Origin of the sequence: Williamsia sp. DF01-3 (assembly GCF_023051145.1) — a bacterium.
Taxonomy (GTDB): domain Bacteria; phylum Actinomycetota; class Actinomycetes; order Mycobacteriales; family Mycobacteriaceae; genus Williamsia.
Genome location: NZ_JALKFS010000005.1, coordinates 275,459 through 292,508 on the forward strand (window position 1 = coordinate 275,459; position 17,050 = coordinate 292,508).

Genomic DNA, 17,050 nt, shown 5'->3' on the forward strand with positions numbered 1-17,050 from the left:
TGATGGCGGAGGCGGGTGACCCCCTGGAAGGTCAGAGATTCATTGCTCCCACGTGTGTCTGGAAAGACAGCACGTGTGAGAAGTCGTTGATGGACTGCACCGCGCGGCGCGTGTCCGCCCCCCGCAGAACCGAGATGGATGTGTGGTGCACCCGCACCGGCATGTCGAATCCACTGCCCAGTGCGTCGGCGAGCGCGGCGTTGATGACGCCGCCGTGAGCGGTGACGACCACCCGCTGACCGAGATGCGCGTCGATGATGCGCGACAGCTCGCCGAGCACACGTGCCCGGAATGCGGCCCCGTCCTCGGCGTACGGAAACGCCTCGTACCGCCTGGTGCGGATGTGTTCGCGGAAGATGGTCGAGATCTCTTCGTGAGGCAGCACCTCGAACGGCGACTGATCTGCGGGGAAGTTCTGCCACGGCTCGAACTCGGTGAGAGTGTCGCGCACCTCGGGGGTCAAACCGTGCCGGGCGCCGATCTCGGTACCGGTACGCAGCGCCCGTTGCAACGGCGAGCTGTACACGGCGTCGACCCGGGTGGCTGCCAGGCGGTCGGCAACCGACTGCACCTGGCGTTCACCGGTCTCCGACAGCGGCGGGTCCACAGTCTCGCCGGCGCTCAACTCCTTGGTGAGCTGCTGCTCACCGTGACGCACCAACACGAGCTCGCACAAGCCGTCCAATGGCGCGAACGGATTGTCGAGGTCTATGGAGCGGGCACGCGGCTGACTGAGCACTCTGCCAGTGAACCACAAACTGTCGTCGGTCTAAAGATACGTTGTCGAATTGCCAGCTAGATGGCGTGAGAGTCCTTCAGAAGTGCGGTCCGAGACCAGCGATGTGCATCACACACTGCAGATGTCCGCTGCCAACTCTCGGACCTCGTCGGAGAACTTTCGGCGGCCGAGGTTGGCCAGCACAGCGTCTTCGGTGAGCCATGACGCGGCTGAGACCTCCAGCAGACTCGACAGCGCGGTTGCGGCGGCAGCCTGCTTCGCCTTCGACGCGACACGGTTGCGCGTTCGCAGCTCGGCCGAGAACACCGCGAGCATCTCGAGGCGCACCTCTCGGCGGAGTGCCTCGATCGACAGACTCCAGCCGGGCGAGCGGACGAAATAGACCAGCGACGCCGACCGCTGGCTGTCGGTCCATTCCAGCAATCGCACGATGATGTCGCCGAGCGGTGCATCCGGATCCTCGGCCACTTTGCCCCGCAGCTCATCGAGCAGTTGCTCTGCGAAAAGCCGCAGGCCACCGAGCAGCACCTCGTCTTTGGACGGGTAGTGGTAGTAGACCGCGGCCGATGTCATGTGCGCTTCGGCAGCGATGTCGGCGACGGTGACGTCTTCGATCGACCGGACGGAGTACAGGTGCATCGCCGCTTCGACCACCACTTCGCGCCGCGAGGGCCTGTGTGCTGCTCTTTTGGTCCCCTTGCCCACCGGGGTGGCGGCAGCAGACGTACCCGTGCCGGACCTCCCTGGCTCCCCACCCTTGCTTGTCATGCACTAGATGATGACAGGCGGAACAAGTTCTCGAGGCTGTGACATCCTGATGTGGTAACTCAAGGGGCAATGCAGTCATCCGGGGCGAGGAGGAACGACTGTGGCACGGCGGAAGACAACCACACCGGCATCGAACGGTGAACGCACCACCGACAGCCGGACGCTGGACACCGACGAGAACTGGCTGGGCTGGGATTCGCTGCCTGCGGCGGATGACCAACCGGGCGGTGGCCTCGGGTCGCCGACCCCCGAGCAGGCAGACGACTCCGAACCTGACGAACCCGTGAAGAAGACCGCACCGGCAAAGGGCTCGGCGCACCGGCCGTCACGGCGCCACCTGATCGTGAAGGCAGCGGTCAGAGTGTTTTCCAAGAAAGGCTTCGCCGAGGCCTCGATCCAGGAGATCGCCGAGGAAGCCGGCATGGTCCCCACCGCCGTCTACTACCACTTCGCCAGCAAGGAAGAGTTGTTCGAGAGCGCTCTGGGATATGCGATGGACGCCAGCTCCAAGGCGGCGTACTCGGCCCGACCCGATGACGTCTCTGCAGATGCCGACTCGTTCAAAGAGGTCGTCTCGGCCGTGTGGGACTGGACCGCGGAGCACCCGAACTCGGCCCGCATGCTGTTCCTTCAAATGGCAGGCGGCGCGACTCCCGGAACACGCCTGCTCACCAAGGAGTACGAGGAACGGCACATCCGCCGCGCATTCGACTATTTCCCGGTCACCGATGTGCCTCCCAACAAGCGCGCCGCCGCGGCACAACACGCAGCCCGCTCGCTTCGGGTGCGCACGATGATCGCGATGACCATCGCCATCCAGCCACTCCGTATCGAGGGTGGGCCGCTCGCCGACATCCCCGTCCCCAGGCTGCGGACTGCGACCACCGAGGTCTGCTCGAGGATGATCGAAGGTCGCTGACCCGCCCCTCCACGCCACTCCGTCGAGTAACTTGACAGCAATACCAGTTGAGTTCGACGAAGTGGAGCGTTTCGATGCGAGTTCTGGCTGTCACGGGTGGGCATTCCTTCGACCGGGAGGCCTTCGCCGAGTTCCTCGACTCCCTGCCTGCGGACATCACGTGGCGTGAGCATCCGGATGCAGACATCTCCGCTGCAGAACTCGCCGAGTTCGACGCATCACTCCACTACGACATGCCCGGGACCCTTCCGGAGCCGACCGATCCCCCAGAATCGATCCGTGAGGCCATCCGATCAGCGCCCGACACGGGCCATGGGTACGTGGTGCTGCACCACGCGCTCGCATCCTGGGCGCGCTGGGATGAATGGGCGGAGTTCGTCGGCGGTCGCTACCTCTACCAGCCAGGTGTGGTCCGCGGCGTCACCTGCCCGGATTCGGGTTACCGACACGCAGTACCAGAGACGATCTCGGTGGTCGACGCGGCTCACCCGGTGGTCTCGCAGGTGCCCGCAGAGTTCGGACTGACCGACGAGACGTACCTGTGCGAGGTCTTCGAAGACGACGTCGAGCCACTGCTGCGCACCGATGCCGAGATGACCGACGCCGTCCACTGGTCGACGTCGCTGGCCATGGCGGGCCGTCGCGACAACCGGGAGGGCTGGCGACATCGCGAGGGTTCCCCCCTGGCCGGGTGGACAAAGACCAATGGCCGTAGCCGGCTGGTCTACCTGCAACCCGGAGACAAGGCCCCCACATTGCGCGACGCGAACTACCGAGCCCTGGTGTCGGGCGCACTCGAATGGGTGAGTCGTCGCCGCTGACGTACTTTTTGGTGACAACCTAAAGAAATTTGTGCTCGCGATCACTCTTCGCTGCTACAGTTAGTGCATTCGGTACCAAGTAAGGCAGCGAGTCTCAGAAGAGGGAGCACGCGATGCGTCAGATCAAGCATCCGATGAGCCGGGCGATCTACGAATTCGATGAGGATTTCAACGTCCGGGTCACCACCAAAGACGGCAAGACCGGCACTTTCGACCCCGAGGGTCGGTACCTGCACGGTGAGGTGAAGGCTGTGGACCCCGAACTGGCCCGGTGGGTGGGTCTCGGACCGCGCGAACCTGTGCCGATCACCCAGAACAGGCGTTTCATGGGCGCAGCCAAACTGCTCGAGAAGATGCAGGCCGACAAAGTGGCGGCAGACGCCCTCGCCGTCAGCCTTGAACAAGGAGGCAAATTGTGACAAATATCGACGAGCGTGCGGCCGGTCGATCCACAGACGGCGGTTTCATCGAGAACGGAACCGCGTACCAGCGACTGCTCGACACCGACACCCATCCGGTGCCCGACATCCTGCGCGGGGAGTCGTACGAGAAGTACGAAGACCAGAACTTCGTGCCGGTCTCCCGCTACATCAGCCGCAAGTACCACGAGCTCGAGCGCGACCGCATGTGGTACAAGGTCTGGCAGATGGCATGCCGCGAGGAAGAGATCCCAGAACCGGGTGACACCCTCGTCTACGAGATCTGCGAGAAGTCGATCCTGATCGTGCGGGGCAAGGACATGGGCATCCGCGCGTTCTACAACTCGTGCCTGCACCGTGGCCGCACGCTGCGCGAAGAGGACGGGCCAGCAGGTAACGAGATCCGTTGTCCTTTCCACGGATTCGCCTGGAACTTCGACGGATCACTCAAATCCATGACCTGCGCCTGGGACTTCCCTCAGGTCGACCAGGGCAAGATGGATCTGCCACAGGTCAAGGTCGACACCTGGGGTGGTTTCGTCTTCATCAACATGGACCCGGCCTCCGAATCGCTCGCGAGTTTCCTCGGCGACCTCGGAAAGCACTTCGAGGCTTGGCCTTTGGAGGACCGCTACATCCAGGCCCATGTCGCCCAGGTCATCCAGGCCAACTGGAAGATCGCGCAGGAGGCCTTCTCCGAGGCATTCCACGTCATCACCACCCACCCGCAGCGAGTGGTGGGCACCGGCGACTCGAACAGTCAGTACGACAGCTGGGGAAACTTCAACCGCGGCATCACCGCGAACGGTGTACCCAGCCCGCACATCAAGTTCGTCCCGTCCGAGCAGGAGATGTTCGACTCGATGGTCGACGCCCGCATCGACGAGGACCCGATGGTGACACTGCCCGAGGGCGTGACCGCCCGCGAGATGTCCGGGATGCTGGCCCGCGAGGGCCTGCGGGACATCATCGGAGATGTCAAGGCAGACAACATGTCCGATGCCGAGTCGCTCGACAGCATCTACTACACCGTGTTCCCCAACTTCCACCCATGGGGCGCCTACCAGCGCATCGTCTACCGGTTCCGGCCAAACGGCGACGACCACGAGACGTCGATCATGGACGTCTACTTGCTCGGCCCCTTCAAAGGCGAGCGGCCCAAGCCGGCAAAAACCCAATGGCTCGAACCTGATCAGTCGTGGATCGAGGCGACCGTTCTGGGTAGCTCTGCGCGGGTGTTCGACCAGGACGCGTACAACATGCCCAAGGTGCACAAGGGTCTGAAGTCGGCACAGTCGAAGCACCTGCCATTGGCCCGGTACCAAGAGGTGAAGATCCGCCACATTCATCATCTGCTCTCGCAGTGGATCGGCGAGGACGTCGACTGACCGTGTCCGCGACCATGAAAGCTCTGCAGTACCGCGAGTTCGGGGCGCGCCCGGAGGTCGTCACGGTTGACAAACCGGTGCCGGGGCCCGGCGAGGTGCTGCTGAAGATGACCGCTTCGGGCGCCTGCCACTCCGATGAGTTCATCATGTCGACGCCAGCCGACCAGTATGTGTTCGCGCCGCTGCCGTTGACTCTCGGGCACGAGGGCGCAGGCGTCGTCGAGGAACTCGGTCCGGGCACCACCGGCATCGAGGTCGGCCAAGCGGTGCTGGTGTACGGACCGTGGGGCTGCGGGATGTGCCATTCCTGCTCGCAGGGCAGTGAGAACAATTGTGTTCACGGGATCAGCGCACCCGGAATCCACCGGCCGGGCACCATGGCCGAGTACATGATCGTCGACAGTCCAAGGCATCTCGTGCCGCTGGGTGATCTCGACCCGGTCGCGAGCGTTTCACTGACCGACGCCGGACTCACGCCGTATCACGCCATCAAGCCCTCGCTGTCGCGTCTGTCCCCCGGCACCACCGCACTCGTGATCGGGGTCGGCGGTCTGGGTCACGTGGGTGTTCAATTGCTCCGTGCGCTGACTCAGGCAACTGTCATCGCTGTTGATCTCGATCGATCGCGGGTCGATCAGGCACTCGAACTGGGCGCGCACCACTCTTTCATCTCCGATTCCGATGCGGGAGAACGCATCAGGGAGCTCACCGGTGGTCGCGGTGTCGATGCGGTCTTCGACTTCGTCGGTGCGCAGAGCACAGCCGACCTGGCGCAATCGTTGGTGGCCGTGGCCGGCGAGATCGTCCTGATCGGTGTCGGCACAGGCACCGTGGGAGCCGGGTACCTCACCCTGCCGTTCGATGTGTCTGTGCGCGTGGTCAACTGGGGCTCGCGTAGCGAACTGATGGAGGTCATCGAACTCGCCCGACGCGGTGCGATCAGCGTGACGGTGTCCGAGTTCTCGATGGACGATGCGCCGACGGCCTACGAACAACTCCACGCGGGCAAGGTCCGGGGTCGGGCCGTGGTGGTTCCCACCCGCTAGTACCGAACCCGTCGACGGCGGTAGGGGCCCGGCCGGCGGGGTCAGTAGATGGCTTCGCGGTGCGGATCGAAGTAGTGGCCGATCCGCCGGGCGGAGAGCTGACGGAAGATCTCGCCTGCGGCCGTCGGCCACGCGGAGGTGGTGACTGCCTCGCTCGCTCGTAAGAGCGTCACCGAGACCAGGGCGACGCGGCCGAGCGGGGTGTCGAAACCACCCGGGGCGCCCCAACCCTTGTTGCTCAGAAGTACACCCACAGTGCTACCGACCGCCCACTCCCGGGGCGCCCGCACTCCGGCAAGCTCCACGTACACCGGGTCGACAGAAGCGGTGATGGTGCGTACGAAGTCTTGCCCACCGGAGGCGGCATGGGCCGCGACCGCGGCGATGATCGTGAAAAGCCAATGTTCGCGCGCACTTTCGTCGGCACGCAGCTCGGGGTCGATGGACTCGACGAAGAACTCCGCGCCCACACCGACCATCGATCCGTTCAGCGCACCGACGAGACTCGGCGCCGACAGACCATCGGTGGCCACCACGGTGGTCCGTTCGCGCGCCACCACCCGAAAGCCCCTCGTACCGCCTGGCCACAACACCTCGTTGTCGGGTAGCGGTGCGAGTATCTGCTCGTACATCCGTCCGACGCCCCGCCAGATGTTGTCGCGTGCCGTCTGCGCCTCACGTGCGCCGGGAACATCCTGTGTCGACTCCTGGGGGCCGCGAATCGCAACGCCCGCCCCTCCGCCGTGCTGCACCGGAGTCGGAGTCGGCACCTGCGAACGGGCATGTGCCCGTTCGAACGCACGCTGGGTGAAGGCCATCTCGTTGGACTCGGGAGTCATTGCAGGCGAGGGGATCTCGACCACCGCGTCGTCGGCTACGAGAAACACCAAACGCATGCGGCCGCCTGATCGCGCCGGGTCGGCTGGTGTCTGTGTGAAAACCCGCCAGCCCGCCTGAATCCGTTGCGCTGCCAGGGAGTACAGATTGTGCCCCGCGTGGTCGATCCGGTGGTTGCGGATGAAGTCCAGCGTGATGGTCACCGCTGCAGCGGCATCGGTGGCTCGGGCGGGCACCGACCCTGCGGATGGGAACGGGAAGTAGGAGCCCGACAGCAGGTGTGCGAGGGGAACGCCGCCGACGTAGTCGACCAACCATCGCGGGGCGTCCCGCGGATACCTCAGCAAATCGTCGCGGTAGGCCTCGGCGTCGAACATCAGCGCCGGATCGATCGGCCCGTGCTCACCGTGGTCGAACCGGACAACCGGGGCGCCGGGCCCCAGCACGATCTCGAGCAGCAGACACGCATCCGCCCCGGATTGATACCGCCCCACCCTCAGGTCTCTGGCTACTTCGAGCGCAGGCGGCGGCATCGGGATGGGCGTCGGTGGCACCGGCCCGAAGTAGGTCAGGGCGTAGCGGGTGGCGGTACCGGCAAAACTGAATGCGGCTTTGGCTCCGGTGGCACCGAGGGGCGCGACCGATTGGATGAGCCTGGCGATGGTCGAGATGAACTCGGGCTCAGCCATCAGGCGGGCTTGCGTCGAGGACCAATACGTCATCGCGCAGTCACCTCCCCACCTGCGGCCTTCTGATCCGTCACGTGTCGCGATCTCGTGATCGGCGTGCGATCGAAGCCATTATCGCGCATGTGGGGAGGTGCGCGCCTACCTATCCGTTCCGGCGGTCACGCCACTTGCACAGTTCGGTGGCCAGCGAGATGTCGTAGTCGGGGCCGTTGACACCGACCGTGAACAGGGAAACGCCCTCGTCGGCGAGACTGTCGGCGAGCTTCACGGCTTCGTCGAGACCGCCTGCCTGCGACAGCTCCGCCGAGTGGGCGATCTCACCGGGGTCGCGACCGACAGTTGCGCAGTGGTCGGCCAGTACCTGCGACTTGTGCCGGTAGGTCTCCAGGTCGACGAACGAGTGCCAGTAGTGAGCGTGCTGGGCGACGAACTTGAGCGTCTTTTTCTCGCCGCCACCACCGATCAGGATCGGGATCTCGCGAACGGGCGCCGGGTTGAGCTTCGCGAACCGGTTCTTGATCCGGGGCAGTGCCTCACCGAGGGCGTCCAAGCGGCTTCCCTTGGTCCCGAAGTCGTACCCGTACTCGGTGTAGTCGCGTTCGAACCAACCCGAGCCGATACCGAGGATCAGCCGGCCACCCGAGATGTGGTCGACGGTGCGGGACATGTCGGCCAGCAGATCCGGGTTGCGGTAGCTGTTGCAGGTGACCAGAGCGCCGAGCTGGATGCGCGAGGTCTGCTCGGCCCACGCCGCGAGCATCGTCCAGCATTCGAAGTGTGCACCGTCCGGCTCACCGTAGAGCGGGTAGAAGTGGTCCCAGTTGAACGCGACATCGACACCGGCGTCTTCGGCGCGGCGAACCGCGTCACGAATGTTGTTGTAGTCGGCCGCGTGCTGTGGCTGTAGCTGGACTGCGATCTGAATTGGTGTGCTCATGAGTTCCAGTGTGCATCAACCGTGCCGACGAATCGCGGCCTGCGCGGCATGCATGCCACACATTCCGTGGACGCCGCCACCGGGAGGGGTGGACGACGAGCACAGATAGACCCCGTCCACGGGGGTTTCGTACGGCACGCGCGCAACCACGGGTCGCGTGAACAATTGCCGCAAATCGGACACACCCGAATTGATGTCGCCGCCTACGTAGTTCGGGTTGTAGACCGAGAGCTGCTTGGCCGTCATGCTGTGCCTGGCGATGATCACGTCCTTGAACCCTGGGGCGCAGCGTTCGATCTGCGCTTCCACCGCTTCGGTCATGTCGACGTCAGAGCCATGAGGCACATGGCAATACGCCCAGGCGACGTGTTTGCCGTCCGGAGCACGTGATGGGTCGATCACGCTGGGCGTCCCGCCGATGAGATTGGGACGCTCCGGATGGCGTCCTGCCTTCACGTCCTCTTCGTTCTGCCTGATCTGCTGGTCGTCCGAGGCGATATGGAAGGTCGCCGACTTCACGGTGTAGGGGTCGTTCCACGGGATCGGTTCACTCAGTGCGTAGTCGATCTTGAACGACCCTGGGCCATAACGGTATTTGGCCAGGCGGCTGCGGTACCGGGTCGGCAGACGGTCGCCCATGATCCTGCTGAACTGGGTCGGGTCGATGTCGAAGAACTTCAGGCGGGTGTCGGGCATGTCGTCGAAACTCCGCACCGGATGATCGGTTCGGATCTCGCCACCGTGAGCTTTGAGCGCGCCGGCAAGGGCATCGGCGATCGACTGACTCCCGCCTCGCGCGATCGGCCATCCGCCCGCGTGCGCGAGCATCCCGAGTATCAACCCGAACGACGCCGTGGCCACCCCGCTGGTGGGCCGGACCACGTGAGTTGCGATGGCCGCGAACAACGTACGGGTGCGTGGGTCGCGGAACATGATCTTGTTGAACGCGTCTGCACTCAGCAGCGCCTGCGGTCCGAACCTGGCCGCCACCAACAGGTGGCGCGGGATCCGGAACGGTCCGAAGAAGTCGCTGATCAGGTCCTGCGAATGTTTCGCGGCAAACCCGAGGGTCGCGCCCCATGCGGCGGCGTCACGGCCGAGCGTCTCCTGGGTACGCGCGAGATCCCGGAACAGCGGCAGGGCGGTGCCGTCTCCGAACACCTGCGACAGCTGTACCTCGGGGTCGAGCCATTCCAGCCCATACCGGCCCAGATCCATCGAATTGAATGCCGGCGAGGCCAATCCGGTCGGGTGCACCACCGAACACATGTCGTGCCAGAAACCGGGTTCGGTCAGTTCGCTCGTCCGGGTTCCCCCACCGATCGTCGGATGAGATTCGAGTACCAGAACCTTGTGGCCGGCCTTGGCGAGTGTGACCGCTGCCGACAAACCGTTGGGTCCTGATCCGACCACCACCGCGTCGTAACCATCCGCCCTCACAAACACCAACCTTAATCGCGTAGCCGCGAGTCTTTACCGCTGATTCATGTTCAGGTTCCCGCCGGTTTCACTGCGATGCCTACCGTTCGACAAGTTGGTCGAAGCCCGCGACCTCGTCAGCCCATCACTTTCGTCAGCACAGGGAGTCACCACGGTGAGAGTTCCACTTGCCATTTTTGATAAACACGCAGGCGCCTCGAAGCGCTCCCGCGTGACGTGCCACTACAAATGTGGCGACGCATGCTGGCATGAACCTCCCAATACCAGCGACAACGAGTACTTCCGGGACATCGCCCGTAACGCGGTCTCACGCCGCTCGGTACTGCGTGGTTCGGCCGCCGCAGTGGTCGCGGTGGGAGCCACCTCGGCCCTCGCCGCATGCGGTGACGACAGCAAGTCGACGGCACAACCGTCGAGTGCGGTGGAGGTCACCGGCACCGGCAACGGCAACGGGATGAACTTCGTCCCGGTCGCGCCGAACACCGAGGACGCGCTGGTCATCCCCGATGGGTATGAGCAGGCCGTGGTGATCATGTGGGGCGACCCGGTGGTCCCCGGGGCACCCGCGTTCGATTTCGACAACCAGACCCCTGAAGCGCAGGAAAAGCAGTTCGGGTTCAACAACGACTTCGCCGGACTGATCCCCATCGAGGGACAGGCGGGGCACTACTACCTGGTGGTCAACCAGGAGTACACCAGCGAAGAGTTCATGTTCAAGGGTTACAAGCCGAAGGAACCGACCGAGCAGCAAGCGCGGATCGCCATGGCTGCGCACGGCATCACCGTTGTCGAGGTGAAGAGCGAAGACGGGTCGGGTAAGTTGACTCCCGTTGTCGGCGAACGGAATCGACGCCTCACGGCGATGAGTCCGTTCACCCTGACCGGCCCGGCGGCAGGCAGTGAGTTCGTGAAGACCAACGCCGATCCCCAGGGGACCACGGTGCTCGGCACCATCGGCAACTGCTCCGGTGGTCTCACACCGTGGGGAACCATGATCTCCGGCGAAGAGAACTTCAACGGTTACTTCACCGGCGCGTCAACCGTCACCGACTCCACGGCGAAAGAGCGCCTCGAGCGGTACAGCTTCGACGATGAAGACGACTTCCATCAGTGGGGCAAGTACGAGACCCGGTTCGATCTGGCGAAAGAACCCAACGAGGCCAACCGATTCGGCTACGTCGTCGAGGTCAATCCACACGACCCCAACTCCACTCCGGTCAAGCATTCCTCGATGGGTCGCCTCAAGCACGAAGGCGCCAACATCTTTGTCACCGACGACGGCACCGTGGTCGCCTACACCGGTGACGACGAGCGCTTCGAGTACATCTACAAGTTCGTGTCCAGCAAGAAGATTCAGCCAGGCGTGGGTGCGGCAGCCATGCAGCACAACATGACAATCCTGTCGAACGGCACCCTGTACGTGGCCCAGTTGACCGGCAACCAGCCCGATCAGATCGACGGCAGCGGCAAGCTTCCTTCCTCGGGATCGTTTGCCGGAACGGGCAAATGGTTCCCGCTGCTCACCGTCACCGACGACGGCGCCGAGTCCAAGGTGGAGGGCATGACGGCCCAGGAGGTGGCAGTGTTCACCCGCCTGGCTGCCGACAAGGTCGGTGCCACCAAGATGGACCGTCCCGAAGACATCGAGCCACACCCCAAGACCGGCAAGGTCTACTGCGCGCTGACCAACAACGACAAGCGCGGCACGGCGGGCAAGGCCGGCGTCGACGAGGCCAATCCCCGGAACGAGAACAAGAACGGACAGGTCATCGAGTTCACCGATGACCATGCCGGTACGGAGTTCACCTGGGACCTGTTGCTGGTGTGTGGTGATCCGGCCGCCGCCGACACCTACTACGGCGGGTTCGACAAGACCAAGGTCAGCCCCATCTCGTGCCCGGACAACGTGGCCTTCGATCCACACGGGAACCTGTGGATCTCCACCGACGGCAACGCGCTGAAGAACAACGACGGACTGTTCGCCGTGGCACTCGAGGGCGACAACCGCGGCGAGACGAAGCAGTTCCTCACCGTGCCGAGAGGTGCCGAGACCTGCGGGCCGATCATCGACACCGACCGGATCATCGTGTGCGTACAACACCCCGGCGAAGAGGACGAGTACTCGGCCGACAAGCCGTACTCGAACTGGCCCGAAGGGGGCGATTCGCAGCCTCGCCCGTCGGTGGTCTCGGTGTGGAAGTCGGGCGGTCAGATCGGCGTCTGACTCACTCCCTGCCAGATTCGCTCCGCTTACCGACGTCTGCTCCCGGTGCAACGGGCGCAAACGCGCGTAAGTGGAGCGGATCTGTCTGTGAGGTCAGGGTTTGGCTGTCATCGCGACGATGATGGCGGCGACCTGCGCGGCCAGGGCGTCGGCGGAACCCTGGTCGCCGGTGAACCACCGGAAGAGTGCTTGCTGGAACAGGCCGTCGAAGATCGCGTAGGCCACCGGCGGACTCAACACCGGGGGTCGACCGGTGAACTCGGAATGGCGTGTGACCATTCGCCAGATCATCGCTTCCAGACCCTGTTCGATCTCGCCGACAGCGGGCCGGAAGACCTCGTCGAAATAGCTCTGGGCCCGCATGTCGTACCAGAGACGGTGCATCGGAGCCTCGTCCGTCAGGCTCGTCGCCATGGCAGCGGAGAATCGTTTGGCGAGGTCATCGACGTTTTCGGAGCCGTCGATAGCGGCGTCGTACCTGGTGACACACTCGGCTTTGTACTCGCGGACGCCGAAGATGATGAGTTCGTTCTTGTCGGCGAAGTAGTAGTGGAGCACCCCGTGGGTGAAGTCGGAGTTGCTGGCGATGTCGCGAAGACTGGTGTTCGCATAACCCCGTTCCGCCAGAGTGGCCAGCGCCGACCGGGCAAGCTCTCGCTGCCGTTCGCCGAACTTGTCCACGCGACTCTCTGCGCGCGTCCTCCGGGTTGAGGTGCTCATCACCGAGCAGTTTAGATCCGGGGCACGGCCGGAACAATGGCGAACGGACTGTTTTTGCAGTTACCCGGTCACGCCAGGAACTCGATGATCAGGTCGCCGACCACCTCGGGTTGTTCGAGATGCAGGAAATGCCCGGCGGCCTCGACAACGCGGACGTCGCTGCCGGCAGGCAGAACCGCACCCGCCCGTTCGGCGAAGCCGGCCTGCATACATCCGTCGTCGGCACCGTGCAGGTAGAGGGTGGGTGTGCGCGCTTCGCCTGTCATCGCCCTCTGCATCGACCGGTACCGCTCTGCGGGCCGGGTGGGTCGCAGCGTAGCCCGGTAGTAGGCCAAGACCGCGGTGCGATGCGCTGCGGTGGGCAACGAGGCGAAGACGTACCGCAGGTCCTCGGTGGCGTCGAATCCCGGTGACCATCTCCGCCAGAGCAGCGGGATGAGCTTGTCCAATGTCCGCTCAGACAGGCGCGGCAATTGGACGAACATGGTGTACCAGCTCAGAAAGGCTTGCCGTGCATACAATTTCGCCATCGCAGCGGGGTCGGATCGCACCTGGGTGAATGCCCCGATCGGAGGTACCGCCATTGACACCACAGTGCGGAACGGTGAGCCTTCGAAGGCCGCAAGCCCATTCGAGGTGAGTGCACCCCAGTCGTGCCCGACCACCACGGCCTGATCATCGGCGCGCAGGCATCGGTGGATCTCCACGGCGTCGTACATCAGTGCGCCCACGTGGTAATCGCCGTCGCGGGCCAGTCCGGAAGGCGCGTATCCCCTGCCGAACGGAGCGATCACCCGGTAGCCCTGCTCGGCCAGCCGCGGTCCGAGGTGCCGCCATGTGTACGCGGTATCAGGGAACCCGTGCAGGCACAGCGCCAGTGTTCCGTCTACCGGCCCCCAGGCGAACGCCTGCAGATCCACGGTCGGCAACGTCAGTGAGATCGACTCGGCTCCGGCAGGTGGCTCATGCATGTACTGATCCAATCAGTTCAGCTAGTCCAGCCAGTCCAAAACGGCTGCAGCGGTCCAGGATTGCTGCATGCTACCCAGCGGCTCTCCGGTGAACGGCTCATAATATTCGGCGAACGACCCGTCTTGCGCCTGCCTCAGCCCTTCTTCGCGCAACCGCGCCGAACGTTCCGACCATCCGCGACGGGCAAATGCCCACGAGAACAGCCAGGTCATCACCGGCCATACGGGCCCGCGCCAGTACTCCCGTGATTTGAAGTCCGCCGAGATCGGTGAGGTCGACGGCGGCACCGCGTACTTGAGGTCGGGGTGACCACAGAAGCGAGGACCTTCGAAGAGCTTGAGCAGTGCACGCTCACGATCGCGCGGCAGGCCACCACACAACAGCGGTGCAAACATCGCGATGGTCTCGGTGTTGATCCAGCGGCCCGCACGCAAATCGAAGTCGCGAGCGGCCCCGTTGCGTTCCGAGGACGCCGCCGCGACGCCGGCACGGTATCGATCCGCCCAGGCCCGCAGGTCACGGACATCCGAGCGAGGTTTCGAATAGTCCTCGCCGATCGTCGCGAGCACGTCACACGCCACCGCGAAGATCGCGCTGACGAAGACGTCTTCGATGGCAAAGCTCATCACCTCGGGCAGCACCGCATCGTCGTAGTTCGCCATCTTCATCTCGTGGACCAGCCACAGATAGCGGTCGTACTCGACGTCGGATGGGCGCATCGAGGCGTCGGCGCCGTGAGAGAGGTCGGCACGGGTGTACGGCGGCAGATCGGCCCCGGGCTTCACGTTCTCGTAGGCGGCATCCCAGCGGGGCGAGTTGTCCATCCCCGATTCCCAGCCGTGGTACAGCGTGATGCGACCGCGACCCTGCGGATCCCGGGCATGCGCAAGCCATCGGTGCCACCGGACGAGGTCGCCCCATCTGCGGTCGAGGAACTCCTCGGCGACCGAGCGTGTGGTGCGGCCCTGGCGGCGGGAATGGTCGAGGATGCGTTGCACCGCAATGGCGTGGACGGGCGGCTGGGTGATGCCCGAGGTGTGCGGCGCCCGCGGTGCGTTGAACGCGAGCTGTGAACACTCCCATCGCGCCGGACCCGGGAAGTACCCGTCGCGGCCGTTCGCGAAGACGATGTGCGGGATCATGCCGTTGCCCCACTGCGCCGAGAGCAGGGTGTCCATCTCGACCACCGCTCGTTCCACACTGAGCGGCGCGAGGCCGACCGTGACGAAAGCCGCATCCCAGCTCCACATGTGCGGATACAGACGCGGCGCCGCACTGGTCATGGTGCCCAGATCATTGCCACGCAGCAGATAGGCCGCGCGCGCCGACAGTTGCGTGTTGGTGAAGCCGACGTATCCCACGGTCACATTCTGGCCCCGCGGGCGCGATCGTGCCCATCTCGCTGTCCAGACCCTCTTGCAGCCCAGAGTGCTGACTAGGGTGGCGACCATGCCAACCGCGTTGATCACCGGGGCCAGTCGTGGTCTGGGCGCTTCCATCGCCCGTCTGCTCGCGCCCACTCACGACCTGTTGCTCGGCGGTCGCCCGTCGACCGAATTGGACAACATCGCACTGCAACTCGACGGGGCCACCACCTGGCCTGTCGAACTCACCGACGCCGACGAGCTCGCGGCCGCCACCGAGGCGATCAGCGAACTCGACGTCTTGGTGCACAACGCCGGTGTGATCAGCTGGGGTTCGATCGAAGACACACCGGCCGATGAATGGCGTCGCGTGCTCGAGGTCAACCTGATCGCCGCCGCCGAGTTGACCCGGCTCCTGCTGCCTGCGCTCCGTGCCGCGCGGGGGCACGTCGTGTTCATCAACTCGGGTGCCGGCCGACACGCCAATCCGGGGTGGGGCGTCTATGCCGCGAGCAAGTTCGGCCTACGCGCGCTGGCCGATGTGATTCGGGCTGAAGAACCATCGCTGCGGGTCACGTCGATCTTTCCCGGGCGCATCGACACCGACATGCAGCAGGAGTTGGTGGCGATGGAGGGCGGCGAGTACGACGCCACCCAGTTCTTGCTGCCCGACACGGTGGCGTCGGCGGTGGTGGCAGCCATCCACACGCCGGCCGACGCCCATCCCCATGAGGTGGTGCTCAAACCGACAGGTCGTCGCTGAAACGTCTGACCTCGACGATGCAGCCGGGTTCGGTGTCAACGGCCCGCAGCCGGATTCTCGAACCGTAGGGTGAGGGTCATCGGGCACACCGCGCAATCGGCAGTTGGGGAGAACATGACGTTGAAGTATTCAGAATCCGATCGGGCACTTGCCCGGGCGGCGTACGAGACCCTCGAACCGTTTCACGTCGTCGCCTACTTCAGCCCCGACATCAAAGCCGCTTGCGCCGACACCGGACTGGACTTCCACGGCTGGTATGTGGGCGCTCGGGGTGCTCCGCTGGGGCCATGCGACGCCTCGGTTGTCGCTGCGGCGTTCTTCAACTTCAGCCCCGCGGTGGTCGGTCCCGGGTGGGATGCCGCCAAGGCCGTGGGCCTGGACGTGGTGAACGACCGCCGTTACCAAATGCTCGACGAGACGTTGGGCCGCGCACTCGGTGATCACGTCGGAAATCCGGTACTCGACGAGTTGGCGGATCGCTACGCCCAGAAGGCCGCAGACCTGCCCATGGGCGGGCGCCCGCTTGCCGCGGCGTGGGCCAACTCGCAGCCGCCGACCCAACCGCACGTTCGGCTGTGGCATTCCATCGCAATCGTCCGCGAGTGGCGGGGTGACGCCCACATCGCCGCGTTGGTCACCGCGGGCCTGGACCGGCTCGAAGCCCTGGTGCTTCACGAGGCACAGCATCCCGACCCCACGGTGCGGCGCCGTCTGCTCGGTAAGAAGCTGGTGATGGTGACCCGCGGCTGGTCCGAGGACGACTGGAGTGCGGCCGCGGACAACCTGCGGGTGCGGGGGTTGATCGATCAGACGGAGTCGGGCGAGATCCTCACTGCAGCCGGCGCCGACCTCTACAACCACATCGAGGAACTCACCGACGATGCAGCCGCGGCTGCCTGGTGCACAGACGGCGACACCGAGCAATTGCTCACGGCGACAAAGCCATTCGTCAAATCGGTGATCGACGCGGGAATCCTCCCAGGGACCAAGAAGAAGTAACCGGT

Annotated in this window: 16 protein-coding genes; 8 read left to right on the forward strand and 8 right to left on the reverse strand. The window is 64.6% G+C overall.

Annotation, left to right across the window (positions count from 1 at the left end; all coding sequences use genetic code 11):
• Positions 1-31: 31 nt before the first annotated feature.
• Together MVA47_RS03150 and MVA47_RS03155 are read right to left on the reverse strand one after the other, a co-directional pair.
• Entirely contained in the window at positions 32-739 is a 708-nt protein-coding gene (locus MVA47_RS03150; RefSeq protein ID WP_247206638.1) for a histidine phosphatase family protein, read from the reverse strand.
• Positions 740-847: 108 nt separating this feature from the next.
• The gene (locus MVA47_RS03155; RefSeq protein WP_099382718.1) at positions 848-1,507 is read right to left on the reverse strand and encodes a TetR/AcrR family transcriptional regulator; all 660 of its coding nucleotides are present in this window, start codon (positions 1,505-1,507) and stop codon (positions 848-850) included.
• Between the two features lie 100 nt (positions 1,508-1,607).
• Here MVA47_RS03155 and MVA47_RS03160 point away from each other — a divergent pair, with 100 nt between their 5' ends.
• The 5 genes from MVA47_RS03160 (at position 1,608) to MVA47_RS03180 (ending at position 6,100) form a co-directional block, all read left to right on the forward strand.
• Complete coding sequence (locus tag MVA47_RS03160; protein WP_247206639.1) at positions 1,608-2,426, forward strand: TetR/AcrR family transcriptional regulator; 819 nt, start codon at positions 1,608-1,610, stop codon at positions 2,424-2,426.
• 74 nt (positions 2,427-2,500) lie between these two features.
• Positions 2,501-3,247: a ThuA domain-containing protein gene (locus MVA47_RS03165; protein WP_247206640.1), complete on the forward strand. Its 747-nt coding sequence runs from the start codon at positions 2,501-2,503 to the stop codon at positions 3,245-3,247.
• A 113-nt stretch (positions 3,248-3,360) separates the two neighbouring features.
• On the forward strand, positions 3,361-3,666 hold the full coding sequence (locus MVA47_RS03170) for a hypothetical protein (RefSeq protein ID WP_247206641.1): 306 nt from the start codon (positions 3,361-3,363) through the stop codon (positions 3,664-3,666).
• Positions 3,663-5,054: an SRPBCC family protein gene (locus tag MVA47_RS03175; protein ID WP_247206642.1), complete on the forward strand. Its 1,392-nt coding sequence runs from the start codon at positions 3,663-3,665 to the stop codon at positions 5,052-5,054. The genes MVA47_RS03170 and MVA47_RS03175 overlap by 4 nt, the downstream gene beginning before the upstream one ends.
• 14 nt (positions 5,055-5,068) lie before the next feature.
• Positions 5,069-6,100: an NAD(P)-dependent alcohol dehydrogenase gene (locus MVA47_RS03180; protein WP_247210549.1), complete on the forward strand. Its 1,032-nt coding sequence runs from the start codon at positions 5,069-5,071 to the stop codon at positions 6,098-6,100.
• Positions 6,101-6,141: 41 nt separating this feature from the next.
• On the opposite strand, the gene MVA47_RS03185 is transcribed toward MVA47_RS03180, so the two are convergent.
• The 3 genes from MVA47_RS03185 to MVA47_RS03195 all read right to left on the reverse strand — a co-directional run bounded on the left by MVA47_RS03185 (position 6,142) and on the right by MVA47_RS03195 (position 10,003).
• Positions 6,142-7,659 (reverse strand): hypothetical protein, encoded by a 1,518-nt coding sequence (locus tag MVA47_RS03185; RefSeq protein WP_247206643.1) that lies wholly within the window; start codon positions 7,657-7,659, stop codon positions 6,142-6,144.
• Positions 7,660-7,768: 109 nt separating this feature from the next.
• Positions 7,769-8,563, reverse strand: a complete 795-nt coding sequence (locus MVA47_RS03190; RefSeq protein ID WP_062796226.1) for an LLM class F420-dependent oxidoreductase — start codon at positions 8,561-8,563, stop codon at positions 7,769-7,771.
• A 15-nt stretch (positions 8,564-8,578) separates the two neighbouring features.
• The gene (locus MVA47_RS03195; protein WP_247206644.1) at positions 8,579-10,003 is read right to left on the reverse strand and encodes an NAD(P)/FAD-dependent oxidoreductase; all 1,425 of its coding nucleotides are present in this window, start codon (positions 10,001-10,003) and stop codon (positions 8,579-8,581) included.
• 154 nt (positions 10,004-10,157) lie between these two features.
• On the opposite strand from MVA47_RS03195, the gene MVA47_RS03200 reads away from it, so the two are divergent.
• The gene (locus MVA47_RS03200) at positions 10,158-12,227 is read left to right on the forward strand and encodes a PhoX family phosphatase (RefSeq protein WP_247206645.1); all 2,070 of its coding nucleotides are present in this window, start codon (positions 10,158-10,160) and stop codon (positions 12,225-12,227) included.
• Positions 12,228-12,320: 93 nt separating this feature from the next.
• Here the strand turns inward: MVA47_RS03200 and MVA47_RS03205 are convergent, their stop codons facing one another.
• From MVA47_RS03205 to MVA47_RS03215, 3 genes are all read right to left on the reverse strand, one after another.
• Positions 12,321-12,947 (reverse strand): TetR/AcrR family transcriptional regulator, encoded by a 627-nt coding sequence (locus tag MVA47_RS03205; RefSeq protein ID WP_247206646.1) that lies wholly within the window; start codon positions 12,945-12,947, stop codon positions 12,321-12,323.
• A gap of 68 nt (positions 12,948-13,015) precedes the next feature.
• Positions 13,016-13,918: an alpha/beta fold hydrolase gene (locus MVA47_RS03210; RefSeq protein ID WP_247206647.1), complete on the reverse strand. Its 903-nt coding sequence runs from the start codon at positions 13,916-13,918 to the stop codon at positions 13,016-13,018.
• A 21-nt stretch (positions 13,919-13,939) separates the two neighbouring features.
• On the reverse strand, positions 13,940-15,280 hold the full coding sequence (locus MVA47_RS03215) for a glycogen debranching protein (RefSeq protein WP_247206648.1): 1,341 nt from the start codon (positions 15,278-15,280) through the stop codon (positions 13,940-13,942).
• A gap of 88 nt (positions 15,281-15,368) precedes the next feature.
• On the opposite strand from MVA47_RS03215, the gene MVA47_RS03220 reads away from it, so the two are divergent.
• Positions 15,369-16,046 carry an SDR family oxidoreductase gene (locus tag MVA47_RS03220; RefSeq protein ID WP_247206649.1) on the forward strand — a complete coding sequence of 226 codons (678 nt, stop codon included), beginning with the start codon at positions 15,369-15,371 and terminating at the stop codon, positions 16,044-16,046.
• 114 nt (positions 16,047-16,160) lie between these two features.
• The gene (locus tag MVA47_RS03225; protein WP_247206650.1) at positions 16,161-17,045 is read left to right on the forward strand and encodes a hypothetical protein; all 885 of its coding nucleotides are present in this window, start codon (positions 16,161-16,163) and stop codon (positions 17,043-17,045) included.
• The last annotated feature ends 5 nt before the right edge of the window (positions 17,046-17,050 follow it).